The sequence below is a fragment of the Bradyrhizobium sp. T-12 genome, from assembly GCF_058314695.1.
Window position 1 is genome coordinate 3,195,461 of sequence record NZ_CM177756.1, and the last position, 25,424, is coordinate 3,220,884.

At 64.2% G+C, this 25,424-nt stretch carries 23 protein-coding genes and 1 tRNA gene; 19 read left to right on the forward strand and 5 right to left on the reverse strand.

Features of this window, described 5'->3' with window-relative positions; genetic code table 11:
• Positions 1–16: 16 nt before the first annotated feature.
• On the reverse strand, positions 17–664 hold the full coding sequence (locus AC0WRY_RS14980; protein WP_491123301.1) for a CC0125/CC1285 family lipoprotein: 648 nt from the start codon (positions 662–664) through the stop codon (positions 17–19).
• A 202-nt stretch (positions 665–866) separates the two neighbouring features.
• Between AC0WRY_RS14980 and gatB the strand changes: the two genes are divergently transcribed.
• The 3 genes from gatB (at position 867) to AC0WRY_RS14995 (ending at position 4,497) form a co-directional block, all read left to right on the forward strand.
• Positions 867–2,351: an Asp-tRNA(Asn)/Glu-tRNA(Gln) amidotransferase subunit GatB gene (gene gatB / locus AC0WRY_RS14985; protein ID WP_491123302.1), complete on the forward strand. Its 1,485-nt coding sequence runs from the start codon at positions 867–869 to the stop codon at positions 2,349–2,351.
• 1,574 nt (positions 2,352–3,925) lie between these two features.
• Positions 3,926–4,192: a hypothetical protein gene (locus tag AC0WRY_RS14990; protein ID WP_194407710.1), complete on the forward strand. Its 267-nt coding sequence runs from the start codon at positions 3,926–3,928 to the stop codon at positions 4,190–4,192.
• 95 nt (positions 4,193–4,287) lie between these two features.
• Positions 4,288–4,497, forward strand: coding sequence for a hypothetical protein (locus AC0WRY_RS14995; protein ID WP_194407711.1), 210 nt, complete (start codon positions 4,288–4,290; stop codon positions 4,495–4,497).
• Between the two features lie 166 nt (positions 4,498–4,663).
• On the opposite strand, the gene AC0WRY_RS15000 is transcribed toward AC0WRY_RS14995, so the two are convergent.
• Positions 4,664–4,756, reverse strand: a tRNA-Ser gene (locus tag AC0WRY_RS15000).
• Positions 4,757–5,639: 883 nt separating this feature from the next.
• On the opposite strand from AC0WRY_RS15000, the gene AC0WRY_RS15005 reads away from it, so the two are divergent.
• A complete protein-coding gene (locus tag AC0WRY_RS15005) occupies positions 5,640–7,211 on the forward strand; it encodes a porin (protein WP_491123303.1) in 1,572 nt (523 codons plus the stop codon).
• Between the two features lie 520 nt (positions 7,212–7,731).
• Here AC0WRY_RS15005 and AC0WRY_RS15010 read toward each other — a convergent pair.
• Positions 7,732–10,164, reverse strand: coding sequence for a lytic transglycosylase domain-containing protein (locus AC0WRY_RS15010; protein WP_491123304.1), 2,433 nt, complete (start codon positions 10,162–10,164; stop codon positions 7,732–7,734).
• 279 nt (positions 10,165–10,443) lie between these two features.
• Here AC0WRY_RS15010 and dapA point away from each other — a divergent pair, with 279 nt between their 5' ends.
• The 4 genes from dapA to AC0WRY_RS15030 are packed head-to-tail and all read left to right on the forward strand — an operon-like array spanning position 10,444 to position 12,922.
• On the forward strand, positions 10,444–11,334 hold the full coding sequence (gene dapA / locus AC0WRY_RS15015) for a 4-hydroxy-tetrahydrodipicolinate synthase (RefSeq protein WP_194407714.1): 891 nt from the start codon (positions 10,444–10,446) through the stop codon (positions 11,332–11,334).
• Between the two features lie 54 nt (positions 11,335–11,388).
• A complete protein-coding gene (gene mscL, locus AC0WRY_RS15020) occupies positions 11,389–11,802 on the forward strand; it encodes a large conductance mechanosensitive channel protein MscL (RefSeq protein ID WP_194408270.1) in 414 nt (137 codons plus the stop codon).
• A gap of 60 nt (positions 11,803–11,862) precedes the next feature.
• A complete protein-coding gene (gene smpB, locus AC0WRY_RS15025) occupies positions 11,863–12,336 on the forward strand; it encodes an SsrA-binding protein SmpB (RefSeq protein ID WP_027530006.1) in 474 nt (157 codons plus the stop codon).
• Between the two features lie 4 nt (positions 12,337–12,340).
• Complete coding sequence (locus AC0WRY_RS15030) at positions 12,341–12,922, forward strand: peroxiredoxin (RefSeq protein ID WP_194407715.1); 582 nt, start codon at positions 12,341–12,343, stop codon at positions 12,920–12,922.
• A gap of 9 nt (positions 12,923–12,931) precedes the next feature.
• On the opposite strand, the gene AC0WRY_RS15035 is transcribed toward AC0WRY_RS15030, so the two are convergent.
• Positions 12,932–13,606, reverse strand: a complete 675-nt coding sequence (locus tag AC0WRY_RS15035; RefSeq protein ID WP_211416710.1) for a uracil-DNA glycosylase — start codon at positions 13,604–13,606, stop codon at positions 12,932–12,934.
• Positions 13,587–14,231 carry a LabA-like NYN domain-containing protein gene (locus AC0WRY_RS15040; protein ID WP_028135957.1) on the reverse strand — a complete coding sequence of 215 codons (645 nt, stop codon included), beginning with the start codon at positions 14,229–14,231 and terminating at the stop codon, positions 13,587–13,589. The genes AC0WRY_RS15035 and AC0WRY_RS15040 overlap by 20 nt, the downstream gene beginning before the upstream one ends.
• Before the next feature lie 329 nt (positions 14,232–14,560).
• Here AC0WRY_RS15040 and rpoZ point away from each other — a divergent pair, with 329 nt between their 5' ends.
• The 11 genes from rpoZ (at position 14,561) to parC (ending at position 25,388) form a co-directional block, all read left to right on the forward strand.
• The gene (rpoZ, locus tag AC0WRY_RS15045; protein ID WP_008133017.1) at positions 14,561–14,953 is read left to right on the forward strand and encodes a DNA-directed RNA polymerase subunit omega; all 393 of its coding nucleotides are present in this window, start codon (positions 14,561–14,563) and stop codon (positions 14,951–14,953) included.
• Between the two features lie 205 nt (positions 14,954–15,158).
• Positions 15,159–17,444: a RelA/SpoT family protein gene (locus AC0WRY_RS15050; RefSeq protein WP_211416711.1), complete on the forward strand. Its 2,286-nt coding sequence runs from the start codon at positions 15,159–15,161 to the stop codon at positions 17,442–17,444.
• Positions 17,445–17,489: 45 nt separating this feature from the next.
• A complete protein-coding gene (locus tag AC0WRY_RS15055) occupies positions 17,490–18,242 on the forward strand; it encodes a pyridoxine 5'-phosphate synthase (RefSeq protein WP_491123305.1) in 753 nt (250 codons plus the stop codon).
• Positions 18,239–18,658, forward strand: coding sequence for a holo-ACP synthase (acpS, locus tag AC0WRY_RS15060; RefSeq protein ID WP_194407719.1), 420 nt, complete (start codon positions 18,239–18,241; stop codon positions 18,656–18,658). The genes AC0WRY_RS15055 and acpS overlap by 4 nt, the downstream gene beginning before the upstream one ends.
• Positions 18,659–18,907: 249 nt before the next feature.
• Positions 18,908–19,672 carry a signal peptidase I gene (gene lepB / locus AC0WRY_RS15065; RefSeq protein ID WP_211416714.1) on the forward strand — a complete coding sequence of 255 codons (765 nt, stop codon included), beginning with the start codon at positions 18,908–18,910 and terminating at the stop codon, positions 19,670–19,672.
• Positions 19,669–20,490 (forward strand): ribonuclease III, encoded by an 822-nt coding sequence (rnc, locus tag AC0WRY_RS15070; RefSeq protein WP_194407721.1) that lies wholly within the window; start codon positions 19,669–19,671, stop codon positions 20,488–20,490. The genes lepB and rnc overlap by 4 nt, the downstream gene beginning before the upstream one ends.
• The gene (gene era, locus AC0WRY_RS15075) at positions 20,480–21,406 is read left to right on the forward strand and encodes a GTPase Era (protein ID WP_491123306.1); all 927 of its coding nucleotides are present in this window, start codon (positions 20,480–20,482) and stop codon (positions 21,404–21,406) included. Before rnc ends, era begins: the two co-directional genes overlap by 11 nt.
• A 21-nt stretch (positions 21,407–21,427) precedes the next feature.
• Entirely contained in the window at positions 21,428–21,808 is a 381-nt protein-coding gene (locus AC0WRY_RS15080) for a hypothetical protein (protein ID WP_194407723.1), read from the forward strand.
• Positions 21,809–21,940: 132 nt separating this feature from the next.
• Positions 21,941–22,693: a DNA repair protein RecO gene (gene recO / locus AC0WRY_RS15085; protein WP_194407724.1), complete on the forward strand. Its 753-nt coding sequence runs from the start codon at positions 21,941–21,943 to the stop codon at positions 22,691–22,693.
• Between the two features lie 101 nt (positions 22,694–22,794).
• Positions 22,795–23,070, forward strand: coding sequence for a hypothetical protein (locus AC0WRY_RS15090; protein ID WP_194407725.1), 276 nt, complete (start codon positions 22,795–22,797; stop codon positions 23,068–23,070).
• 59 nt (positions 23,071–23,129) lie between these two features.
• Positions 23,130–25,388: a DNA topoisomerase IV subunit A gene (gene parC, locus AC0WRY_RS15095; RefSeq protein ID WP_194407726.1), complete on the forward strand. Its 2,259-nt coding sequence runs from the start codon at positions 23,130–23,132 to the stop codon at positions 25,386–25,388.
• Positions 25,389–25,424 lie beyond the last annotated feature (36 nt).

A 25,424-nucleotide genomic window follows, 5' to 3' on the forward strand; every position in this document is an offset into this window, starting at 1 on the left:
TTGTCGCGCGGCCGCGCTATCTCAGCGTCCCTTTCGGCAACAGATATTCGTGAACATGCGGACAGACATTGCCGAGGTTGCACCGCTCGGCCTTGATGAGCGGCTCCAACTGGGCAATCAGCGCCTTGGCATTGAACACTTTCGGCGGCGCCGCCTCGACAGGCGCCGGCAGGAAATGCACGTCCGCCTCGATGCCGGGCTTGGGCGCTACCGCCCCACCGCCCGTGTAGATGAAAACGGCACCGCGCGCGAGCCGGATCGGCTCATCCGACCGGCTGGCGAGATCGCCGCGATCCCAGACCCTGAAATCAGCCGTCTCCTGCGGCGATACCGGAATGTAGGTGCGCAACGATGGCACGGCGCTGGCAAGACGCGGGCCTGTCCGATCCTCCGCCGGCGGCCGGCGCATCACAAAATGAATGTCGGAGAGGACCTCAAAACCGGCGAAGCCCTTTTCGAGCGCCAATTGGGCAGCTCGGTAGAGCCAATAGACTTGAACGCTCTCCCGGGTGGTATAGCCATTGCCCTGGAAGCTCACGCGGTAGACGTCAGGCCTCAATTCCTTGACGTCCGATCCTCCGGTGATGCTCTGTTGCTGGTAAGGTGTCGAACACGACACGAGAACGGCGGTCGCAGCCGCCAGCATCGTAACGCGAAAAAACATGCATTGCCCCCTGCGCACAACTTGTACGGCGCACCGGGACCTCGCGTCAATGTCTGCGTGGGCGGTCGCAAGCCCGGACGGGGAGCAGGTGCCGCGCTGGCCATTCCATCATCGACGCGCCACGTTCTCCAGCTTGACTGGCACCATCCGTTGCGCGAAGCCCAGCTATCCCAGATATGACCTTATCCGGACATCGAAGCTCATGAGCGCACCTGCCGCACCCCACAAACTTCTCAAAGGCGCAACCGGCGACTGGGAGATGGTCATCGGCATCGAGATCCACGCCCAGGTGACCTCGAACGCAAAATTGTTCTCGGGCGCGTCGACCGCGTTCGGCGGAGAGCCGAATAGCCAGGTGTCGCTGGTGGATGTCGCGATGCCGGGCATGCTGCCCGTCATCAACGAGGAATGTGTCAGACAGGCTGTCCGGAGCGGGCTCGGCCTCAACGCGAAGATCAATCTGCGTTCGGTGTTCGACCGAAAGAACTATTTCTATCCCGACCTGCCGCAGGGCTACCAGATCAGCCAGTACGCCTCGCCGATCGTGGGTGCGGGCGAGGTGATCGTCGATCTCGACGGCGGCAAGACCACCACCATCGGTATCGAGCGGCTGCATCTGGAGCAGGATCCCGGCAAGATGCTGCACGACCGGTCGCCGTCGCTCTCCTACATCGATTTCAACCGTTGCGGCGTGGCGCTGATGGAGATTGTCTCGAAACCGGACATCCGCGACGCCGAGCAGGCCAAGGCCTATGTGACCAAGCTGCGCTCGATCATGCGCTACCTCGGCACCTGCGACGGCGACATGGAGAAGGGATCCTTGCGCGCCGACGTCAATGTGTCCGTGCGCAAGCCCGGCGCGCCGCTCGGCACCCGCTGCGAGATCAAAAACATGAACTCGATCACCTTCATCGGCCAGGCGATCGAGTATGAAGCGCGCCGCCAGATCGAGATCCTGGAGGATGGTGGGCAGATCGAGCAGGAGACGCGCCGGTTCGACCCCAACAAGGGCGAGACGCGCTCGATGCGGTCGAAGGAAGAGGCGCATGACTACCGCTACTTCCCCGATCCCGATCTGTTGCCGCTGGAGTTCTCGCAAAGCTATGTCGATGAGCTGAAGGCCGAGCTGCCCGAGCTGCCGGACCAGAAGAAGACGCGCTTCGTCGCCGATCTCGGCCTGTCGGCCTATGATGCGAGCGTGCTGGTCGCCGAGCGTGAGAGCGCGGTGTTCTACGAGACCGTGCTGGACAGGCTCGGCAACCGCGCGCGCGACGGCAAGATGGCGGCGAACTGGGTGATCAACGAGCTGTTCGGCCGTCTCAACAAGGAAGGCCGGGATATTACGGGCTCTCCGGTGAGCGCCGAGCAACTGGCTGCGATCGTCGACCTGATCGGCGAGGGCACGATCTCCGGAAAGATCGCCAAGGATCTGTTCGAGATCGTCTGGCAGGAAGGCGGCGATCCCCGCGCGCTGGTCGAAAGTCGCGGCATGAAGCAGGTCACGGACCTTTCGGCGATCGAAAAGGTTGTCGACGACATCATCGCGGCCAATCCCGACAAGGCCGCGCAGGTCAAGGACAAGCCGCAGTCGCTCGGCTGGTTCGTCGGCCAGGTGATGAAAGCTTCGGGCGGCAAAGCCAACCCGCAAAGCGTCAACGACCTGCTCAAGTCCAAGCTCGGCGTCTGATCTCACGCGCGCGAGCGAGGTGACGGACGCGCTTCGTCACCTCGCTTCCGCTCTCGATGCGATGCTCGCGCGCATCCTCGGCGGCAAACTTCATCCCGATCAGCTGCGATGTGACGACCGAATCGCCGTCACGCGATTCGCGCAAAACGGCGCCTCGCACGCGCTTCGACGGGCGCTCGCGCCGTTAATCATGAAAATATTTTCGTTGCCAAAAGTCGCGACTCAGAGTCCGCGAAGCGCCTTCGCGAGGTGGTCGCGCGATTGGCGATGCATGTCGTCGCGATGATCGTGCGCGATGCGCGCCTACAGAAAAATACTTGCTGCATAGTGTTTTTCTGCAATCGCATATGCCGCGAACATCGATGTTGCGAGCACTCTCTGCAGTCGATCGCGCGCGTCGTGCAGTGCGCTTGCATCGCGCTCGCCAAGCGCACGCGCGTTGCGTCGTCAACACTTCTTTAAGCGAGACGCTGTTTTTTTCGTCGTGTTGGTGTATTCGGGATGAGTGCATTCGATCCCCGACTGCACGCAGCGATTAAAGCCATCTCACACATCGGAGGGCAACATGGCCAAGAAAGCGAAGAAGGCGAAGAAGGCGAAGAGCGCAGTGAAGAAGACTGCGAAGAAGACCCGCAAGGTCGCCAAGAAGAAGAAGTAACTTCGACTTCTGAATTTGCCGGCTCTAGCAGCCGGCACGTCATCAGCGCCTCCTGGAGGATCTGATCGACGATAGAGGGTGTCGGCGAGACATCAGGTCAACGGTCGGACCGTTCTCGTTGCGGTCCGGCAGAAGAAACGAGTTTTCTTCGTTCGGTGCGGCTCTCCGCAAGGAGCTCCGCAATTTCACAAGCGGCCTTCGGGCCATCGTGGAATCTGGTCCTGACGTGTTCGCCGACGCCCTCGTTCTCTTGAGGCCGGGGTATTGCCGGCAATCCTTTCCCAGATATTGCTGATCTGACCACGGCGCGATCGCGCTGTGCATGGCTGCGCCGCCTTGAGGCAGGCGCGGGCCGCCGATCGATCGCGCGCTGCTTGCGTGCCGCTTCTCCTCCAAGGCCTGTATCGTCGCCCGGCTCCGACCAGATCCGGTCCGCCGCACTCTCTCCTGGGACATTGCTGTCTCTGGAATACCCGGCCGCCGCCTTCGCTGAAGCGTCGGCGTCCCAAGACCGCGGCGAAGCCTTGGTGGGCCTGCGTCGCCGGTGACGACAGCGAGGATGGACGCCCACATCACGCGCACGACAGCGCGCGATGGTTATCGATGTCCCAAAATCCTGCGGTAAACAGAATCTGACGAATCGCAGAAGTGCTTGCAAATCAGGGATTTCTTGAAATCCCCGCGTCGGTGCCGCGCGGGCGCGTTTACGTCTGCTTCATCGCGATACTTAAACTGCCATTCAAATTTGCCCGCCATCATCGCCTCCAACAAGCCGGCAAACGGCAACAAGATTTGGACAACCAGACTTGGGGATGAGTTGAACAGTGCAAGATCCCGGGAAGGGTCATGCACATCAGAGTTGGACGGGAGCCGCGCTCGGGGGAACGAGGCGGCATAAGAACAAAGGGGATGCGTTATGTTTCAGGGTACTTTCGATCTGGAGACGGCAACGCCGATCGACACGAGCACGCTGTCGGACCTGCTGTTCGAGCGCGGCATCTATTGGGCGAGCGGCCGCTCCGGCCTCGTCGATCTCGTCGCCGCGCATAAATGGTTCAACCTCGCCGCGCTGAAGGGCCGCAAGGACGCCGTAGCGCTGCGCCAGGAGGTTGCCGGGCAGATGTCGGAAGCCGAGATCTCGGTCGCACAGCGCGAGGCGAGGGCGTGGGTTTCCACCCACTGAATCCAAAATCGCATCCACACCCGTGTTCGCACGGGTGGGCCTGGTTGCGTTGAATCAAGTTTTTCCGTCGTGCCGCCACATAAGACCCGGGCGGCATGAACGACCCCGACACCAATGGACGATGGCTGCCGATTCAGATCGCTCCCGATGAGTGCGAGCTGGAACTCGGCCGCCTGCACAAGACGGGAATTCTGCCCTGGTCGTTTCCGTGCCGGCGCAGGTCCGGCGTCTGGTTCAACGTCTGGGCCGACGAGGCCGTGCTGATCTCGCCCTCGCATTGGCGGATCTGGCGGTTCCACCGCTAGATTCGGACTCACACATATGAGGTCAGGCGAATCGACTCTGCGCGCAGCCGCGCCGATTCTCGCGGGTGATTCTTGCGCGGTGATTCCTGCGCCAGGCTTTCGCTTCGGCCTCGCAATCGCTTTCAGGTGAAAGAACGCCCAGATCCTGATCGATTCTGCCGCTGGGTGGCGGAGAGGGAGGGATTCGAACCCTCGATACAGCTTGAGACCGTATGACGCTTTAGCAAAGCGTTGCCTTCAGCCACTCGGCCACCTCTCCGGTGCGAGCCTTATGCATCTAATTGCTTGGGCCGGTCAATTTGGAAGCGTGTGTTTTCGCTCGAATATTCCCAGCGAATTTCGAAACAAGACGGGTTTGCGCCCCTGGGCGGCAGCGTCACGTTGCGAGAATAGGTGCAGAGCTGGCGCCTCGGCCGCATTCCGAAAGACGATTCCGCCGATCAGAATGGCGTGCGCGCGTAAGATATTGAATTGATTAAAGCAATTGGAGCCGGGGGCAGGGAGGGCCTGTCGAGTGCCGAATCCCTTGGTCGTCGCTGACCCGAGCTGGCCCTGATCCCGATATCGCTGCGCCATCCCCAGCGAGCCACACATATATAGAGCCGCCGCATATAGAGGCGCCGCGGCTCGGGTGCCCTCGGATTGCTGTGAGCGTCGCGAGCGGATGACCAGTCGCCCCGGCTCGTGTTTCGCCTTTGAGTCTCAGCCGTGAGTCTCGGTCCGATTCTGCGATTCGAGTTCGGCCAGAGCCGCGACAGCGCGGTGCCTGGCCTCCGTTGCCTCAGGTGAGGAGTTTTGGCGGCGAATGGAACCGTTTCAAAAATCAAAGCAAAAACAATATGTTGCGAGGGCGCTGCGATCACATCTGCGTGTTATTTGTGCAACACCCGTCGGAAAACAAGCTTCGTGGGCCCGTTTCGAAGCGTTCTCTTGTTGTGTGTGCAAGGACGTTCGGTAATTGTGACTGAGCGACGGAGGGGGGCATCCCGAGGTCGTCCCGTTTAGGTCATTCGCTTAAGTCCCTCGCGTTCATGCGGGTGTGTCCGAAGGCGCGAAGGGGGCCAAGGCGGTGATTTAGAGGGGGTTGGGGAATTGGCCGTCCGGTCAGTGACCTTCCCTGAAGAGCAACTTGGAGGTTTAACATGAAGTTGGTTAAGAGCCTTTTGCTCGGCTCAGCGGCGGGTCTGATCGCCGTGGGCGGAGCGCAGGCAGCCGATCTCCCCGTGAAGGCCAAGGCGGTCGAATACGTGAAGATCTGCTCGCTGTACGGCGCGGGTTTCTACTACATCCCGGGCACCGACACCTGCATCAAGCTGGGTGGTTATCTGCGCGCTGAAGTCGCGCTGAACACCAACTCGAGCTTCAGCGGTCAGCTGACGTCGAACAACGGCGCGCGCAACCGTCTGACGAACTACTACACCATGCGCGCTCGTGAAGATCTCAACATCGACACGCGCACCGCGACCGAGTACGGCGTCGTCCGTACCTTCTTCGACGGCGTGTTCTCCTGGACCACCGGCAACTACGCCGGCACGGGCAGCGCGACCGGTGCCACCGCCTACAGCGGCACGCTGGCGCTCAACACCTCCGGCGCCACCCCGGCGCTCGTTGGGTCGTCGATCAACGGCACCGACGGCAACACCTCGGGCGGTTCGCTCGGCGTGTACTATGCCTTCATCCAGTTCGCCGGCTTCACCATGGGTAAGGCCGTGTCGCAGTTCGACGCGCCCTGGACCAACTATCCCGGCAACAACTTCGACAGCCTCGTCGGCGGTTCCGGCACGGTCACTGGTGTCAACCAGTTCACCTACACCGCTGACTTCGGTCAGGGCGTGACGGCTTCGTTCTCGGCTGAAGACGCGACGGCCTACTATCAGGCCGGCAACCTGAACATGACCGGCGCTTCGGCGGCTGGCATGATCGGCGGCTCCTATGGCTCCAACGCCATCGGCGGCTCGCGTTCGCCGAACCTCGTCGGTATGGTCCGTGTCGACCAGGCTTGGGGTCTCTTCCAGGCGTCGGTCGCTGCGCATGACAACCACGTTGCCTACTACGGCGCCAACGAAGTCACCGGTCACCCCGATGACAAGTGGGGCTGGGCAGTTCAGCTCGCTCTGTCGATCAAGAACATCCCGACTGGTGCGGGTGACGTGATCAACATTTCGGGCGTCTACACCGACGGCGCGTCCCGCTACAACTTCCAGAACCTGGCGGGCGGCAGCTACTCGATGTTCGGCAACTCGGGCGTTGCCTACCAGAGCGTCGGCTTCGCCATCGCTCCGGACACCGTGTTCGTCACCGGCTCCTCGCAGGAGACTGTGAAGACCTGGGGCTTCCGTGGTGCCTACACCCACAACTGGGATCCCTACTGGAACACCGCGCTGTACGGTGCCTACGCTCAGGCGCAGTTCGGCTCGCTCGCCAAGACCACGCTTTGCGGCGCTGGCGGTGCAGGCGGCGTGTTCGGTGGCCTCGCCGGTGTCACCGGTTGTAACCCTGACTTCGCTGTGGCGCAGGTCGGTGTGATCACCCGCTGGACCCCGGTCAAGAACCTCACGTTCTCGGCTGACCTGAACTGGACCCACCTCGACCAGAAGTACTCCGGTACGGTTGGTTACGCTGGTGCCGGCACGACGGCCAAGCCGGCCGCTGTGTACGAGCTGAAGGATCAGGACACCATCACCCTGCTCCTCCGCGCTCAGCGCAACTGGTAAGTTCGGTCTAACGACCTGACAGAGAACCCCGGCGGGAAACCGCCGGGGTTTTTCTTTGCCGCGGCCTTTGATCTCGCACTTCGCGCAATGGGCCAGGTTGGTGTGTCGTTCTCCGTTGATCGGGCGTCGGTGCGGTCTGACGGAAGTCGTTGCGGGAGAGGGGATCTCCACGCATGTTCCCGACCGAGGCGCGCAAGGGAGAACGGCCGTTGGCCAGCCGGACCGTGCCAACGCCTCGCCGCCGAAAGAGGGAGCGCTGAGCCGATGAGAGAACGGGGGGCATTGCAAACCGCACCGGCCTGATCTGGCCTTTGCAGCGGCCGCGTCTTCATCTTGGCGCAGGCGGGGCTATGGCGAGCTTGCCGCTCTGACGGCGGCTGGCGCAGCGCTCAGGGAGCGCGTCGAGCAAGGCCGCAATAAGGAGCGCCTTCGATCGCTGGGTATGGTTCGGCGACTGAGGTTCTGCCAGGGCAGCGAGCGCCACCCAGGCTCGCGGCAGCAAATCGAAGAGTGCGGCTCGCTACTCGACGCTGCCGGCGCCGCGGCGCAAATCGGCTTCGATCTGCAAGCGCGTGCCGCCGCCGAAGCGGGCGCGGTAGACCTGAAGGTTCTCCATGATCCGCTGCACGTAGTTGCGCGTCTCGGAGAACGGAATCAGCTCGACCCAATCCACCGCGTCCACCTTGGGGTCGCGAGGATCGCCGTAGCGGTCGATCCATTTCTTCACGCTGCCGCGGCCGGCATTGTAGGCGGCAAAGGTCATGATGTAGGAGCCGCGGTAATCCTCGAGCAGTCCGCCGAGCTCGGCCGAGCCGAGCGTGGCGTTATAGACCGAATCGTTCTTCAGCCGGCCGAGATCGTAGGTCGCGCCATGCCGCTTGCAGACATAGCGCGCGGCATCCGGCGTCACCTGCATCAGCCCGTAGGCCTGCGCCGGCGACACCACGCGAGGGTTGAATGCGCTTTCCTGCCGCGCGATCGCATAGACGATGCTGCGCTCGACCTCGGGGCCGATCGGCGTGAATTGCGGAATGCCGTTGACGGGATACGCGTAGAAGTCGAACGGCAGGCCGCGATTGAGCGCGGCCTTGCCGACCAGCAGCATGCCGCGCGCGTCATTGTAGCGCTGGGCGAGCTCGCCGAGGCCGGCAAGCGCCTCGGGATCGCCGTTCTCGCCCATGTCGGCGAGCAGGGGCACCGCGAGTTCGCGCTCGTCGAGCTCGTAGAGCAGGTGCGCAGCGCGCACGATCTCCAGACGTTCGGCGCCGCGCCCGCGCGGCTGGCTGTTGAGCTCGATCTGCGGCAGGCCGAGCTTGGCCCGGGCGAGCTGGCCGTAATAGCTGGTCGATTGTTCGGCGGCCCGAGCATAGGCGTTGCGCGCCTCCTGCTGGCGTCCGGCCGCTTCCGCGGCGCGGCCCTGCCAGTAGCCGGCACGCGCCAGCGCGGTCGGATTGACGCTGCCGACGCCGATGCGGGCGAAATGCTGGGTGGCCGCCGCGGGATCATTGAGGAAGCGCAGCGCGATCCACCCGGCGGTGAACTCCTGCTCGGTCTTGTAGATGTCGCGCGAGGGCAGCGCGGCATCGCGCGCGATCAGATAGGCGCTGCGGAATTCCTCGGTGTCGATCATCTTGCGCGCCAGGAGGCGCCGCTCGATCCACCATTCGTCGAGATTGTGGAGCCGGCCCGGATCCTTCGGCGCGGACAGCATGAGCTGGGCCGCTTCCGCAAACTTCTCCTCGCGGCGCAGGAGCTGGATCTTGCTGAAGATGAAGCCGGGATCGCTGTGCAGCTCGCGCGGCACCGCGTCGAGCAGCGCGCGCGCGTTGGGCGCTTTCTTGACGGCGGCGATGCGGGCCTTGGCGAGCGCGACGTAGCCGGCGCCGAGGCGCTTTGCAGCGCGCATCGCGGCCTCGTTCTCGCTGCCGTAGAGCAGGGTGTCCATCCGCGCCTTCTGGTCGCCCGGCGTCAGCAGGGCACCAAACTGGTCGAGCGCGTTGTTCTCGGTGTCCTCCGACATCGGATCGCTGCGCCAGGCCTCACGCACCAGCCGCTCGGCGTTGGCGCGGTCGCCGCGCGCCAGCATCGCCTTGGCGAGCGTGAAGCGGCCCTTGGCGGAGATCGGAGACTCGGTCTCGAACCACGACCACGCCACGGAATCGTCGCGCCTGTCGTCCCACATCGCCGCTTCGAGGCGCCGGCGCAGGAAGGTCTGTGACGGCCAGCTCGGATTGGCGGAGAGGAAGGCGCGGTAGCGCTCCACGGTCGCGCCATTGTCCTCGCTGCGCAGGATGATCCATTCCGCGAGTTTTCGCGCGACGGGATCCGAGATCGACGCCGCGGCATTGGTGGCGTCACCCGCCTTGCGCTTGCGCACCAGCTCGATGACGCTCTCCAGCGTCTCCTTGTCGCCCTGCGACGTCGACGATGTCGCTGCGACCGCGGCCGGGACGACCGGCTTGCGCGGCGCGGCATGCTGGCGCGTCGCAGGAGCCAGCACGGGAGCTGCGGCGGGTTTCGGCGCAGGGGCGGACGGTCTGACCGTGGCCGTCACGGCCGGCGCGGGGGCCGCTTTCGGATGCGCAGCGGTGGCGGCCGGGTGTGATTTCGGCGCAGGTGCCGCGGCGGCAGGTTTGGGCTTGTCTTTCGCGGCGTCTTTTCCGGCGCTCTTGCCAGTATCCTTGCCAGCGCCCTTGCCAGAGTCCTTGCCGGCATCCTTGGCCGGTTTCTTCGCAACGTCCTTGGCCGGGGGGGCGGCCGCACCCTTGCTCGCGCCCATACTCGCACCCTTGGCGGTATCCTTCGCGACGTCCTTGCCGGGGCCTTTGCTGGTTCCCTTGGACGAACCCTTCGCGACATCCGTGGCCGCAGGCTTGGCGGCCTCCGCAGGCGTCTCATTGGACTTGTCATTTGACTTGGCGAGGGCAGTGCAGCCGACAGACAGCCCTGCCATCAGGGACACGACCAGGCCGGTGGACCGCCAAGCGGCACGAGGGAATGAGGTCACGGGTATTATCGCCCCGAATCAGTCAAGTGGCTCAAGATCTAGCTGTATTTGATTGAATATGCGGACAAAATACCAACAGCCGCTTACCTCGGGCCGATTTGCACCACCACCGCGGCAAAATCGCGGCCTAAACGGTGCGTCACACGGAAGCGGGTCTTTTACCGGCGGGATAGACCCGATATGAATGGCGCTTGCTCGAGAGATAGCCGCGTACGGAGGAAGTCCATGGCAGCCAAGACGAAATTCCGGGGGTCGTTCACCGCCTTGGTCACGCCGTTCAAGAACGGGTCGCTGGACGAGGCGGCGTTCCGCTCGCTGGTCAACTGGCAGATTTCCGAAGGCACCAACGGCCTGGTCCCGGTCGGCACCACCGGCGAGAGCCCGACGCTCAGCCATGACGAGCACAAGAAGGTCGTCGAATGGTGCATCGCTGAAGCCAAGGGCCGCGTGCCCGTGATCGCGGGGGCGGGCTCCAACTCGACCAAGGAGGCGATCGAGCTCTCCCAGCACGCCGAGAAGGCGGGCGCGGACGCCGTGCTGGTGGTGACGCCCTACTACAACAAGCCGACCCAGGAAGGCATGTACCAGCACTTCAAGGCGATCAACGACGCGATCGGAATTCCGATCATCATCTACAACATCCCGCCGCGCTCGGTGATCGACATGTCGGTCGACACCATGAAGCGGCTGTGGGAGCTGAAGAACATCGCCGGCGTCAAGGACGCCACCGCCAGCATGGTCCGGGTGTCGCAGCAGCGCGCGGCGATGGGCGAGGACTTCAACCAGCTCTCGGGCGAGGATGCGACCATCCTCGGTTACATGGCCCATGGCGGCCACGGCTGCATCTCGGTGACCTCGAACGTCGCGCCGCGCTTGTGCTCGGAGTTCCAGGCCGCCTGGGCGAGGGGCGACCACGCCACCGCGCTGAAGCTGCACGACAAGCTGATGCCGCTGCACAACAACCTCTTCATCGAGAGCAACCCGGCGCCGATCAAGTACGCGATGTCGCTGCTCGGCAAGCTGGACGAGACGCTGCGGTTGCCGATGGTGCCGGTCACCGAGCCGACACGCGTTGCGGTGCGCAGCGCCATGGTGCACGCTGGCCTGATCAACTGACGCGCCAGCATATCGGGGAGCCCGTCCATGAGCGTTGACGAAAAGGGCAGGCGGATGCTCACGGAGTTCCGCGAATTCGCCATGAAGGGCAACGTCGTCGATCTCGCGGTCGGCGTCATCATCGGTGCGGCCTTCGGCGCCATCGTCACATCGCTGGTCGGCGACATCATCATGCCGATCATCGGCGCCGCGACCGGCGGCCTCGACTTCTCGAACTACTTCGTCCCCTTGTCGAAGACGGTCACCGCCACCAACTTGGCGGATGCGAAAAAGCAAGGCGCTGTCCTTGCTTACGGCAGCTTCCTGACGCTCACGATCAACTTCATCATCGTCGCTTTCGTGTTGTTCCTGGTGATCCGTGCCATGAACACGCTAAAGCGCAAGGAGGAGGCGGCACCCGCCGCGCCGGCGAAGCCGTCGGCCGAGGTCGAGCTGCTGACCGAGATTCGCGACCTCCTCAAGAAGTGACGCGCGCGCTTCATCCGAACTGTTAGCTTTGCTGCGCATCTCGACCGGGTTTGTTCTCTCATGGCCGATAAAAACGAACGTCCAATCAAGGTCATGGCGGAGAATCGCAAGGCCCGCTTCAACTACGCGATCGAGGATACGATCGAGGCGGGGATTGCGCTGACCGGAACCGAGGTCAAGTCCATCCGCAACGGCAAGAGCACGATCGCGGAATCCTACGCCGATTCCAAGGACGGTGAGATCTGGCTGATCAACGCCACCATTCCGGAATATCTGCAAGGAAACCGCTTCAATCACGAGCCAAAGCGGCCGCGAAAACTGCTGCTGCACCGCCGGCAGATCAACAAGCTGATGGGCGCCGTCGACCGCGAGGGCATGACGCTGATCCCGCTCAAGCTCTATTTCAACGAGCGAGGCCGCGCCAAATTGCAGCTGGCAGTTGCAAAGGGCAAGAAGCTGCACGACAAGCGCGAGACCGAGAAGAAGCGTGACTGGAGCCGGGAGAAGGGGCGCCTGATGCGGGCGAGGGGTTGACGAGATGACTCAGCGGAACCTGCTCGAGGTCGATTGGAGCCAGATTCCCCCACCCGTCGATGACGGCGCGACCGCGCATCTCACAGGCTTGGTGTTGCCTCCAATCAGCCTGCTCGCGACCAACGACACCTCGGTCACCCTGTCGGCACTGCGCGGCCGGACTGTGGTGTTCGCCTATCCGCGTACCGGCGAGCCCGGCAAGATCGCGCTGGTGGACGATTGGGACATGATCCCCGGTGCGCGCGGTTGCACGCCGCAGACCTGTGCGTTTCGCGATCTGTACGCCGAGCTGAAGGCCGCCGGTGCCGCCCACGTGTTCGGCCTCTCCACCCAGAGCAACGAATACCAGACCGAGATGGCCTCACGGCTGCATCTGCCGTTTCCTGTGCTGTCCGACGACAAGCTGGCGCTCACGCACGCGCTGAAGCTGCCGACGATGGAGGTCGCGGGGCTGACGCTGATCAAGCGCCTCGCGCTCGTTATCGACGACGCCAGAATCACGCACGTGTTCTATCCCGTGTTTCCGCCCGACCGGAACGCCGGCGACGTGCTGGACTGGCTGAAGGCCCATTCGGCCGAAGCCTGAACCAAGGCGCTAGTCGAGGTCTGCCTTCACCTTCGCGAACACCGACCGGAACATGTCCGGCGTCAGCACGCCGGTGTTCGTGTTGTAGCGCGAGCAGTGATAGCTGTCGTAGAGCTTGAAGGCGCCGGCCTGATGCACGGCCCCATGGCCGAAGGGGGCTTGGGAGGCCTTCAGCTTCAGCGGCTTGAGCACGCTGTCGTGCGCAATTCGCCCGAGCGCGATGATCGCGCGCAGCTTCGGCATCGCCTCGAGGTTGGCGACCAGAAATTGCCGGCAGGTGTTGATCTCGACCGGCAGCGGCTTGTTCTGCGGCGGCACGCAATGCACGGCGTTGGCGATCCGGCAGTCGACCAGCTTCAGGCCGTCATCGGGACGCGCCTGATAGGTCCCCTCGGCGAACCCGTATTCGAGCAGTGTGGCGTAGAGCAGGTCGCCGGCATAATCGCCGGTGAACGGCCGTCCCGTGCGGTTGGCGCCCTGCATCCCTGGCGCGAGGCCGACGATCAAAAGGCGCGCCTTGATGTCGCCGAAGGGCGCAACCGGCGCATTGTGCCACAAGGGCTCGCGAGCGCGGTTGGCCTCGCGAAAGGCCACCAGGCGCGGACAAAGCGGACAATCACGGTCGGGAACGACGGTGGGAGGCTGGCGGCCTGGCCGGGCCGCCTCACTCCTCGAAGTCGTCATCGCCCCTCGGCGCCATCGTGGTTGCGCGCTGGAGGAATTGCGGGGCGTGGTGGCGAGCCTCGCGCTCACCGCGGTCGCGCGGGGCGGGGCGTTCGGACGGATCACGGCCGAGCTTGGACTGCAGCTCGACGAGGTCGGTGAAGACGTCGGCCTGGCGGCGCAGCTCGTCGGCGATCATCGGCGGCTGGCTGGCGATGGTGGAGATCACCGTGACCCGTACGCCGCGGCGCTGCACGGCCTCGACCAGGGAGCGGAAGTCGCCGTCGCCGGAGAACAGCACCATCTGGTCGATGTGCTCGGCGAGCTCCATGGCGTCCACGGCGAGCTCGATATCCATGTTGCCCTTGACCTTGCGGCGGCCGGAGGCGTCGATGAATTCCTTCGTCGCCTTGGTGACGACGGTGTAGCCGTTGTAGTCCAGCCAGTCGATCAACGGGCGGATCGAGGAGTATTCCTGATCCTCGATGATGGCGGTGTAGTAGAACGCCCGGAGCAGCGTCCCGCGGCCCTGAAACTCCTTCAGAAGGCGCTTGTAATCGATGTCGAAGCCGAGAGTCTTGGCTGTCGCGTAGAGATTGGCCCCATCGATGAAGAGCGCGATCTTGTTGGTAGGAGAAGGTGACATTCAGTTGCTCGCGTAGTGTTCGTGATTGATCGTTTTATTATTGGCGCGGCGACAGCAGGCCGCGCATTTCTAGAGTGCCGCTCAGACCCGTCGAAACCGCAAATCCGGAGAAGTCGGGGCAATCAAGGTATAGTTATGGCGGACTTGCATACACCCGGCGCCGCCCTCGATGGCAGCCCGGGAAACCACCCATCCCAGCCCCAATGTGGGGGTAGCAGAGCCGTTTGGCGAGGCCAAATCACAAATTGGCCTTGCGAAACCGGCCCGGCCCCTATAACTAGCCCCAATCATCCACATATTTCGTCCCACCCACAACGGAGCGACAGTCCATGGCTCGCGTCACCGTAGAAGATTGTATCGACAAGGTCGACAACCGGTTTGACCTGGTCCTGCTGGCCGCCCACCGTGCCCGCATGATTTCGTCCGGTTCACAACTAACGGTTGACCGCGATAACGACAAGAACCCTGTTGTGTCTTTGCGCGAAATTGCCGACACGACCATTTCGCCGGAAGACCTCCGCGAGGAGCTGGTGCACTCGCTCCAGAAGTTCGTCGAGGTCGACGAGCCCGAGCCGGATACGGTGCCGCTGATCGGTTCCGCGGGTGCGAGCGTCGATGCCGACGATACCGAAGTCGCCGTCGAGCGCATGACCGAAGAGGAGCTCCTGAAGGGTCTCGAAGGCCTTGCGCCACCCGAGGAGCAGCCCGAGGAAGACGAGTAAATCGTCCGTCGTGATCCTCGATGTCCTGTGATTTTATCGAAGGCCCGAACCATTGTTCGGGCCTTTGCTTTTGTTGACGTTTTCGTGGTTACCATAGCGTTGTGGTTGGCGATGCGTCCTGTCACCGAATTGATCGGACACACGCGCGATCGGAGCTAAGATGTATGCAACGGGCCGGCCCAGGCTCGTTTGAAGGCAGGACGGCATGGTATATCGGCGCCGCAGATCCACGCAGATGCAGGCCGCAACCGAATCGGTTGCCGTGGCCCCGACTGCGCCGGTCGCCCGCCCGGCCAAGCCCCGCGCGCGCATGATGCGTCAATATGACCTCGTCGAGCGCGTCAGGTCCTACAATCCCAACACCAACGAAGACCTGCTCAACCGCGCCTATGTCTACGCGATGAAGGCGCATGGTTCGCAAACCCGCGCCTCGGGCGATCCGTATTTCTCGCACCCGCTCGAAGTGGCGGCGATTCTCACCGATCTGAAGCTCGACGACGCCACCATCGTGGCCGCGCTGCTGCACGACACGATCGAGGACACCGAGGCGACGCGGGCCGAGATCGACCAGATCTTCGGGCCGGAGATCGGTGCGCTGGTCGAGGGCCTGACCAAGCTGAAGCGGCTGGAGCTGGTCTCGCGGGAGGCCAAGCAGGCCGAGAATCTACGCAAATTGCTGCTGGCCATCGCCGACGATGTCCGCGTGCTTCTGGTCAAGCTCGCCGATCGTCTGCACAACATGCGCACGCTGGACTTCGTGCCGACGGAATCGCGCCGGCGCATCGCCGAGGAGACGCTCGACATCTACGCGCCGCTGGCCGGGCGCATGGGCATGCAGGAAATGCGCGAGGAGCTGGAGGATCTGTCCTTCCGCACCCTCGATCCCGAAGCCTATTCGGTGGTGATGCAGCGCCTCGACGCGCTCGCCGAACGCAACCGCAATCTGATCGGCGAGATCGAGGACCAGCTCTCCAACAATCTGCGCCACAGGGGCCTGGGGGCGCGGGTCTACGGCCGCCGCAAGAAGCCATTCTCGATCTGGACCAAGATGGAGCGCAAGTCGGTCGGCTTCGAGCAATTGTCCGACATCTTCGGCTTTCGCCTCGTCGTCAACGACATCGAGGCCTGCTATCGCGCGCTGGGCATCGTCCACACCACCTGGCCGGTCGTGCCGGGTCGTTTCAAGGACTACATCTCGACGCCGAAGCAGAACGACTACCGCTCGATCCACACCACGGTGATCGGCCCCGGCAACCAGCGCGTCGAGCTGCAGATCCGGACCGAGGCGATGGACCAGATCGCCGAGCGCGGCATCGCCGCGCACGTCTTCTACAAGGAGGGCGTGGGATCGCCGACCGAATTCCTCAAGCGCGAGTCCAATGCGTTCGCCTGGCTGCGCCACACCATCGGCATCCTCTCGGAGAGCGCCAATCCCGAGGAATTCCTCGAGCACACCAAGCTCGAGCTGTTCCACGACCAGGTGTTCTGCTTCACGCCGAAGGGCAAGCTGATCGCGCTGCCGCGCCATGCCAACGTGATCGACTTCGCCTATGCCGTGCACACCGACGTCGGCAACAGCGCGGTCGGCTGCAAGATCAACGGCCAGTTCGCGCCGCTGTCCTCGGAGCTGCAGAACGGCGACGAGGTCGAGGTGCTGACTTCGGAAGCGCAATCGGCGCCGCCCTCGGCCTGGGAGACGCTTGCGGTCACCGGCAAGGCGCGTGCCGCGATCCGCCGCGCCACGCGGACCGCGGTGCGCGATCAATATGCCGGTCTCGGCCGCCGCATCGTGGAGCGCCTGTTCGAGCGCGCCAAGATTGAATATGCCGACGACAAGCTCAAGGGCGCGCTGCCGCGGCTGGCGCGGACCTCGATCGAGGACGTGATGGCGGCCGTGGGGCGCGGCGAGATCAAGGCCTCCCACGTCGCACGTGCGATGTATCCCGACTACAAGGAGGAGCGCATTGCGCGCTACGGCGTCAAGAAGGGGCTTGCCGCCAAGCTCAAGGAGAAGTCGTCGGAGTCCCCGCGCAGCCCGGTCGCGATTCCGATCCGCGGCATCAACTCCGACTTGCCGATCAAGTTCGCGCCGAACGGCGGCGCCGTGCCGGGCGATCGCATCGTCGGCATCGTCACGCCGGGCGAGGGCATCACGATCTACCCGATCCAGGCGCCGGCCCTGAAGGATTTCGAGGAGGAGCCGGAGCGCTGGCTCGACGTCCGCTGGGACATCGAGGACTCCGCGCCGCAGCGCTTCCCGGCCCGCATCAGGGTCGAGAACGTCAACGAGCCCGGCGCGCTGGCGCAGATCGCGACCGTGATCGCCGAGCACGACGGCAACATCGACAATATCAGCATGCAGCGCCGCTCGCCTGATTTCACGGAGACGACGATCGATCTCGAAGTCTACGATCTCAAGCATTTGAGCGCGATCCTGGCCCAGCTGCGCGCGAAGGCGGTCGTCGCCAAAGTCGAACGTGTTAATGGATAGGCGCATATCGCATGCGCCGGTCTCTCTGATTTCGTGAGTTCTGAAATGCCCGCATCGAAGCTTCGCCTCGGCGTCAATATCGATCACGTCGCAACCGTGCGTAACGCGCGCGGCGGCCGCCATCCCGATCCGGTGCGGGCGGCGCTGCTGGCGATCGAGGCCGGCGCCGACGGCATCACCGCCCATTTGCGCGAGGATCGCCGGCACATCCGCGACGAGGACATGGCGCGGTTGAAGGCCGAGATCTCCAAGCCGCTCAATTTCGAGATGGCGGCGACCGACGACATGATGCGGATCTCGCTCGCCACCAGGCCGCACGCGGTCTGCCTGGTGCCGGAGCGCCGGCAGGAGGTGACCACCGAAGGCGGGCTGGACGTGGTCGGCCAGCACAACGCGCTCGCGCCCTATATCGCGCGGCTGAACGATGCCGGCATTCGCGTCTCGCTGTTCATCGCCGCCGACCCCGCCCAGATCGAGATGGCGGCGAAGCTGCGTGCGCCCGTGATCGAGATCCACACCGGCGCCTGGTGCGACGCCGTGACCGACGGCCACACCGCCAAGGCCGAGGCCGAATGGCAGCGGATCGTGGCGGGCGTGAAGCTCGCGAAGGCCGCCGGCCTCGAGGTCCATGCCGGGCACGGGCTCGACTATGCGACGGCGGAGATGATCGCAGGCTTGCCTGAGATCATGGAGCTCAACATCGGCTATTACATGATCGGCGAGGCGCTGTTCGTCGGTCTTGCCGAGACCGTCCGCAGCATGCGCGCGGCGATGGACCGCGGACGGAGCCGGGCGTGATCATCGGCATCGGCTCCGACCTCATCGACATCACCCGCGTCGCGAAGGTGATTGAGCGGCACGGCGAGCGCTTCCTCGACCGCATCTTCACCGCGGCGGAGCGGGCCAAGGCGGAGCGCCGCGCCAAGAACGAGAAGATGGTGGTGGCGACCTACGCCAAGCGCTTCGCCGCCAAGGAGGCCTGCTCCAAGGCGCTCGGCACCGGGATCCGGCGCGGGGTGTGGTGGCGCGATATGGGGGTGGTCAACCTGCCGGGCGGACGGCCGACCATGCAGCTGACCGGCGGCGCCCTGGCCCGGCTCCAGGCCCTGACGCCTGATGGCTTCGAGGCGCGGATCGACGTGTCGATCACCGACGACTGGCCGCTGGCGCAGGCCTTCGTCATCATTTCCGCCGTGCCGCTGCCGAAACCTTGACGGGGCGCCGGGATTTTTGTGATTTTCGTTACGAATCAACGCCTTACCCAATTTTGATGCGATCCTTGATTGCGTGGCCTCCGACAACCGTCTAAAAGTCCGCGGACGCAAATCAGCCTGGGCGAATTCGGCTTTACGCCGGAATTGGCCCTCACTATCAGAATCAGGACAATCTCCTTGCGCCGCGAACCGGTGGGCCGTTCGCGGGAGGAGGGCGCTCTGTGATCGCCGGCCGGAATTGAGAGAGCAATGAGCGTGACTTCGGGAACGAAAACTGAAAGCGGCGTCGGCGAAACGATCCGGGTCGTGATCCACGCTCTCCTGATCGCGCTGGTGATCCGCACTTTCCTGTTCCAGCCCTTCAACATCCCGTCCGGCTCGATGAAGGCGACGCTGCTGGTCGGCGACTATCTGTTCGTCTCGAAATATTCCTACGGCTATAGCCACTATTCGATCCCGCTTTCACCGAACCTGTTCTCCGGGCGGATCTGGGGCTCGGACCCGCAGCGCGGCGACATCGTCGTGTTTCGCCTGCCGAAGGACGATTCCACCGATTACATCAAGCGCGTGATCGGTCTTCCCGGCGACCGCATCCAGATGCGGGACGGGCTGCTCTACATCAACGACACGCCGGTCGAGCGGCAGCGGATGAGCGAATATGTCGGCGAGGAGCCCTGCGGCTCGGAAGGCGGCGGCATCTCCCGGGTGAAACGCTGGAAGGAAACGCTGCCGAACGGCGTGTCCTATGAGACGCTCGACTGCGCCGACAACGGCTACGTCGACAACACCAATGTCTACACCGTGCCGTCGGGCCATTTCTTCATGATGGGCGACAACCGCGACAACTCCACCGATAGCCGCTTTCTCGGCCAGGTCGGCTATGTGCCGCAGGAGAATCTGATCGGTCGCGCCCAGATGATCTTCTTCTCCATCGCCGAAGGCGAGCATGCCTGGATGTTCTGGCGCTGGCCGTGGGCAGTACGCTGGAATCGCTTCTTCAAAATCGTCCGATGAAAGACGAAGCCAAGGACATCCCGATCCAACCGACCGAGGCGCAAGCCGCTCCTGAGAGCGAAGCTGCACCGAAGACGCCTGCCAAGAAGAAGCGCGCGCGAAGCAGCAAGGCCAAGGGCACCGATGCGAACGCGGCGCTCGAGGCCCGCATCGGCCACAGCTTCAGCGACCCGAACATGCTGATGCAGGCGATCACGCACGTCTCGGCGCTGAAGTCCGGGCGCAAGCGCGGTGACAGCTACCAGCGGCTGGAATTCCTCGGCGACCACGTGCTCGGGCTCGTCGTCTCCGACATGCTCTATCATGCCTTCCCGAACGCCGACGAGGGCGAGCTCTCCAAGCGCCTTGCCGAGCTGGTGCGCAAGGAAAGCTGCGCCGACGTCGCCAAGTCGCTCGGCCTGCTCGACGACATCAAGCTCGGCTCGGTCGGCTCCAGCGCCGATGCGCGCCTGCGCAAATCCATCCTCGGCGACATCTGCGAGGCCGTGATCGGCGCCGTCTTCCTCGACGGCGGCTACGCGGCGGCGTCCGAGTTCGTCAAACGCAACTGGACCGAGCGCATGCACAAGCCGCGCCGTCCGTTGCGCGATCCCAAGACCGTGCTGCAGGAATGGGCGCAAGGCAAGGGGCTGCCGACGCCGGTTTACCGCGAGGTCGAGCGCACCGGCCCGCATCACGATCCGCAATTCCGCGTCGCGGTGGATCTGCCGGGGCTCGCGCCGGCGGAGGGCATCGGCGGCAGCAAGCGCGCAGCGGAGAAGGTGGCAGCTTCAGTGATGATCGCGCGTGAAGGTGTTGGCGGCGGCAATGACGGTTGAAGCAAGCGGCGAGACGCCGACGGCAACGCGCTGCGGCTTCGTTGCGCTGATCGGCGCGCCCAATGTCGGCAAGTCCACGCTGGTCAATGCGCTGGTCGGCGCCAAGGTCACGATCGTCTCGCGCAAGGTGCAGACCACGCGCGCGCTGATCCGCGGCATCGTGATCGAGAACAATGCGCAGATCATCCTGGTCGACACGCCCGGCATCTTCCTGCCCAAGCGCCGGCTCGACCGCGCCATGGTCTCGACCGCCTGGAGCGGGGCGCATGATGCCGATCTCGTCTGCGTGCTGCTCGACGCCAAGACCGGGATCGACGAGGAGGCCGAGGCGATCCTCACCAAGGCGGCGAGCGTCAATCACGAGAAGATTCTGGTCATCAACAAGGTCGACCTGGTCCAGCGCGAGAAGCTGCTGGCGCTGGCGCAGGCCGCCAACGAGCGCATGAAGTTCGCGCGGACCTTCATGATCGCGGCGATCTCGGGCGACGGCGTCGACGACATCCGCAAGACGCTCGCGGAAATGGTGCCGCCGGGGCCGTATCTCTATCCCGAGGACCAGATGTCGGACGCGCCGATGCGGCAGCTGGCGGCCGAGATCACGCGCGAAAAGATCTATCAGAAGCTGCACCAGGAGCTGCCCTACCAGTCCACGGTCGAGACCGACAAGTGGGAGGAGCGCAAGGACAAGTCGGTGCGGATCGAGCAAACGATCTTCGTGGAGCGCGAAAGCCAACGCAAGATCGTGCTCGGCAAGGGCGGCGCCACCATCAAGTCGATCGGCGCGGACTCGCGGAAAGAGCTGATGCAGATCCTGGACGTACCGGTGCATCTGTTCCTGTTCGTCAAGGTGCGCGAGAACTGGGGCGACGATCCCGATCGCTACCGCGAGATGGGCCTGGACTTCCCGAAAGAATAACCAAGAAACGATCGGTATCCGATGAGCGTGCCCAGCAACATCAGGCGCTTCGAAGCGCTGCTCTATGCATCGTTGATGCTGGACGCCCTGTCGGTGGCGGTGCAGGACCGCACGCCGAGCGCCGAGATGACCGAGCGGATGATTACCACGCAGACCTTGCTCGCCGGTGGCATGATCCTGCTCCTCGTCTATTTCGTCAGGCTGGCGGCGCATCATCGCAAGAACTGGCCGCGCTTTGTGCTGGCGGCGGCGCTGGTGCTGTCGGTGATCTCGCTCGGCCAGATCATCGGCGAGAAGGGCCTGGAGCTCGACAGCGCCATCGAGATCGTGTCCTGCGTGCTGACGACGATGGGCCTGTATTTCTCCTTCAGCGGCGACGCGCAGGGCTGGTTCAACGCGTGAGGTCTTGCGCGGTGCCGTAGGGCGGATTGGCGGAGCGTAATCCGCCGTTTGATGTGCACGAGCTATTGGCGGATTACGCCTTCGGCCAATCCGCCCTACGATTAACGGGCGAAATCCGCTACACTCGATCCCATGGAATGGACCGACGAAGGCATCGTCTTGGGCGTGCGGCGGCATGGCGAATCCAGCGCCATCGTGGAGCTGCTCACGCGCGCGCATGGCCGGCATCTCGGTCTGGTGCGGGGCGGTGCCGGCTCGCGGATGCGGCCGCTGTTGCAGCCGGGGAACAGCGTCAGCGCGGTGTGGCGGGCGCGGCTCGACGAGCATCTCGGCACTTACGCGATCGAGGGACTGAAGCTGCGCGCGGCCACGTTGCTGGGATCCTCCCATGGGGTCTACGGCGTCACGCATCTCGCCTCGATTGCGCGGCTGCTGCCGGAGCGCGACCCGCACGAGGAGATCTTTGCGCTGCTCGAGCATTCGCTGGATGATTTCGACGACATCGGCGGTGCCGCCGTGCACCTGATCCATTTCGAGCTGGCGATGCTCGCCGAGCTCGGCTTCGGACTGGCGCTGGAGAATTGCGCGGTGACCGGCGAGACCACGGACCTCATCTATGTCTCGCCGAAGTCCGGCGGGGCGGTGTCGCGCGGGGCGGGCGAGCCGTGGCGGGATCGGCTGTTGCGGCTGCCCCCGTTCCTGCGCCATGGCGAAACTGCCAGCGACCTGACCGACCAGGATCTCCAGGACGGCTTTCGGCTCACCGGCCTGTTCCTGCTCCGCCATGTGCTTGAGCCGCGCGGGCAGGGCCATTCCGATGCGCGCGCCGGCTTCATCAATGCGCTGACCCGGCAACAGGCGAGGGCAACGATTCCCGCGCCATGAGTGAAACGGGACTCTGCAATCTCCCTCAAACATGCAGTTCCAGGGAACGAAATCCAGGCGAGCGGAATTGGCCTTCGGGTTCCACAACGGGGACAGCCTAAATGTTGATCAAGGGATTCGCCTTGTCCGCGGCGCTGCTCGCGTTCGCGCCTGATGCAATGGCCGGCGAGCCGCAACCCGGCGTGTTTCGCCGGGCATCCTGCACCGTCGTCCGGTACTATGTGGCCAAATATTCCGCTGCCGCTGCAGAGACATGGGCGCGGTCGAAGGGGGCCACGGAGGCCGAAATCGAGGCCGCCCGGCGTTGCCTGACCAATATGCCGGCCCCTGTCCCGGACAAGACGCAGACCGTGACAGCCGGCTGGGCCGGCCACTAGGCGGGCCAGGGGAACAATCCATCCTTGCCCGATTCCCTTCCACGGTTTAACCGGGCGGCATGGGAAAACGAATCGTTCCGCCGGAAGAACCGGCCGAAATTCACGAGGTCCGGCTGCAGGAAGCGCTGGAAGAGCGCTATCTCGCCTATGCGCTCTCCACCATCATGCACCGCGCGCTGCCCGACGCGCGCGACGGCCTGAAGCCGGTCCACCGCCGCATCCTCTACGGCATGCGCCTGCTCAGGCTCGACCCCGGCACCGCTTTCAAGAAATCCGCGAAGATCGTCGGCGACGTGATGGGCTCGTTCCATCCGCACGGCGACCAGGCGATCTACGACGCCATGGTGCGCCTCGCGCAGGATTTCTCCTCGCGCTACCCGCTGGTCGACGGCCAGGGCAATTTCGGCAATATCGACGGCGATAATCCGGCCGCCTATCGCTACACCGAAGCGCGCATGACCGACGTCGCGCGGCTTCTGCTCGAGGGCATCGACGAGGACGGCGTCGAATTCCGCGCCAATTACGACGGCCAGTCGAAGGAGCCGGTCGTGCTCCCCGGCGGCTTCCCGAACCTGCTCGCCAACGGCGCGCAGGGCATCGCGGTCGGCATGGCGACCTCGATCCCGCCGCACAACGCCGCCGAGCTCTGCGAGGCCGCGCTGCATCTGATCGAGAAGCCCGACGCGAAATCCAGGGCCCTGATGAAGTGGGTGAAGGGCCCAGACTTCCCGACCGGCGGCATCTGCGTCGACTCCAAGCAGGCCATCGCCGAGGCCTACACCACCGGCCGTGGCTCGTTCCGCGTTCGCGCGCGCTGGTCGCAAGAGGAGGGCGCGCGCGGCACCTGGGTCGTCGTCGTCACCGAGATCCCGTTCCTGGTGCAGAAGTCGCGGCTGATCGAGAAGGTCGCGGAGCTGCTCGACCAGAAGAAGCTGCCGCTGGTCGGCGACATCAGGGACGAGTCGGCCGAAGACGTCCGCATCGTGATCGAGCCGAAGTCGAAGAACGTCGATCCCGCGCTGATGATGGAATCGCTGTTCCGGCTCACCGAGCTCGAAAACAAGATTCCGCTGAACCTCAACGTGCTGATCAAGGGCCGAGTCCCCAAGGTGGTGGGACTTGCGGAGTGCCTGCGCGAATGGCTCGACCATCTGCGCGATGTCCTGATCCGCCGCAGCAATTATCGCAAGGCGCAGATCGAGCACCGGCTCGAAGTGCTCGGCGGCTTCCTGATCGCCTATCTGAACATCGACAAGGTGATCAAGATCATCCGCACCGAGGATGAGCCGAAGCCGGCCTTGATGAAGGAGTTCAAGCTCACCGAGGTGCAGGCCGAAGCCATCCTCAACATGCGCCTGCGCTCCTTGCGCAAGCTCGAGGAGATGGAGATCCGCACCGAGGACAAGAACCTCCGTGCCGAGCTCAAGGGCATCAACGCGGTGCTCGCCTCCGAGGCCGAGCAGTGGAAGAAGGTCGGCGAGCAGGTCGGCAAGGTCCGCGACATGTTCGGGCCGAAGACGCCGCTCGGCAAGCGCCGCACCACCTTCGCCGACGCTCCCGAGCACGATCTCGCCGCGATGGAGGAAGCCCTGGTCGAGCGCGAGCCGGTGACGGTCGTCGTCTCCGACAAGGGCTGGATCCGCACCATGAAGGGCCATGTCGAGGATCTCTCGGGCCTCGCCTTCAAGCAGGACGACAAGCTCGGCTTTGCCTTCTTCGCGGAGACCACCTCGAAACTGCTGCTGTTCGCCACCAACGGCAAGTTCTACACGCTCGATGTCGCCAAGCTTCCGGGCGGTCGCGGCCATGGCGAACCGATCCGCCTCTTCATCGACCTCGAGCAGGAGGCGGCGCCCGTCGCGCTGTTCGTCAACAAGGGCGGACGCAAATTCCTGGTCGCAAGCCACGAGGGCCAGGGTTTTGTGGTGAGCGAGGACGATTGCGTCGGTACCACCAAGAAGGGCAAGCAGGTCCTCAACGTCGACATGCCGAACGAGGCGCGCGCGATCACGGAAGTGATCGGCGACACCGTCGCCGTGATCGGCGAGAACCGCAAGATGCTGGTCTTCCCGCTCGACCAGGTGCCGGAAATGGCGCGCGGCCGCGGCGTGCGCTTGCAGAAGTACAAGGACGGCGGCCTCTCGGACGTCGCCGTGTTCGAGGCCAAGGCCGGCCTGACCTGGAAGGACTCCGCGGGCCGCGAATTCTCCGCGACCATGAAGGAGCTTGCCGAGTGGAAGGGCACCCGCGCCGACGCCGGCCGCCTGCCGCCGAAGGGTTTCCCGAAGTCGAACAAGTTCGGCAAGGCGATCGGGTAGGGTGTTTAGTGTCCCGGACGCGCTGCAGCGTGCAAC

Excerpts from the sequence above, each read along its gene's own strand:
- AC0WRY_RS14980 (WP_491123301.1), bottom strand. The coding sequence starts at position 664 with ATGTTTTTTCGCGTTACGATGCTGGCGGCTGCGACCGCCGTTCTCGTG.
- gatB (WP_491123302.1), top strand. The coding sequence starts at position 867 with ATGAGCGCACCTGCCGCACCCCACAAACTTCTCAAAGGCGCAACCGGC.
- AC0WRY_RS14990 (WP_194407710.1), top strand. The coding sequence starts at position 3,926 with ATGTTTCAGGGTACTTTCGATCTGGAGACGGCAACGCCGATCGACACG.
- AC0WRY_RS14995 (WP_194407711.1), top strand. The coding sequence starts at position 4,288 with ATGAACGACCCCGACACCAATGGACGATGGCTGCCGATTCAGATCGCT.
- AC0WRY_RS15005 (WP_491123303.1), top strand. The coding sequence starts at position 5,640 with ATGAAGTTGGTTAAGAGCCTTTTGCTCGGCTCAGCGGCGGGTCTGATC.
- AC0WRY_RS15010 (WP_491123304.1), bottom strand. The coding sequence starts at position 10,164 with ATGGCAGGGCTGTCTGTCGGCTGCACTGCCCTCGCCAAGTCAAATGAC.
- dapA (WP_194407714.1), top strand. The coding sequence starts at position 10,444 with ATGGCAGCCAAGACGAAATTCCGGGGGTCGTTCACCGCCTTGGTCACG.
- mscL (WP_194408270.1), top strand. The coding sequence starts at position 11,389 with ATGCTCACGGAGTTCCGCGAATTCGCCATGAAGGGCAACGTCGTCGAT.
- smpB (WP_027530006.1), top strand. The coding sequence starts at position 11,863 with ATGGCCGATAAAAACGAACGTCCAATCAAGGTCATGGCGGAGAATCGC.
- AC0WRY_RS15030 (WP_194407715.1), top strand. The coding sequence starts at position 12,341 with ATGACTCAGCGGAACCTGCTCGAGGTCGATTGGAGCCAGATTCCCCCA.
- AC0WRY_RS15035 (WP_211416710.1), bottom strand. The coding sequence starts at position 13,606 with ATGACGACTTCGAGGAGTGAGGCGGCCCGGCCAGGCCGCCAGCCTCCC.
- AC0WRY_RS15040 (WP_028135957.1), bottom strand. The coding sequence starts at position 14,231 with ATGTCACCTTCTCCTACCAACAAGATCGCGCTCTTCATCGATGGGGCC.
- rpoZ (WP_008133017.1), top strand. The coding sequence starts at position 14,561 with ATGGCTCGCGTCACCGTAGAAGATTGTATCGACAAGGTCGACAACCGG.
- AC0WRY_RS15050 (WP_211416711.1), top strand. The coding sequence starts at position 15,159 with ATGGTATATCGGCGCCGCAGATCCACGCAGATGCAGGCCGCAACCGAA.
- AC0WRY_RS15055 (WP_491123305.1), top strand. The coding sequence starts at position 17,490 with ATGCCCGCATCGAAGCTTCGCCTCGGCGTCAATATCGATCACGTCGCA.
- lepB (WP_211416714.1), top strand. The coding sequence starts at position 18,908 with ATGAGCGTGACTTCGGGAACGAAAACTGAAAGCGGCGTCGGCGAAACG.
- rnc (WP_194407721.1), top strand. The coding sequence starts at position 19,669 with ATGAAAGACGAAGCCAAGGACATCCCGATCCAACCGACCGAGGCGCAA.
- era (WP_491123306.1), top strand. The coding sequence starts at position 20,480 with ATGACGGTTGAAGCAAGCGGCGAGACGCCGACGGCAACGCGCTGCGGC.
- AC0WRY_RS15080 (WP_194407723.1), top strand. The coding sequence starts at position 21,428 with ATGAGCGTGCCCAGCAACATCAGGCGCTTCGAAGCGCTGCTCTATGCA.
- recO (WP_194407724.1), top strand. The coding sequence starts at position 21,941 with ATGGAATGGACCGACGAAGGCATCGTCTTGGGCGTGCGGCGGCATGGC.
- AC0WRY_RS15090 (WP_194407725.1), top strand. The coding sequence starts at position 22,795 with ATGTTGATCAAGGGATTCGCCTTGTCCGCGGCGCTGCTCGCGTTCGCG.
- parC (WP_194407726.1), top strand. The coding sequence starts at position 23,130 with ATGGGAAAACGAATCGTTCCGCCGGAAGAACCGGCCGAAATTCACGAG.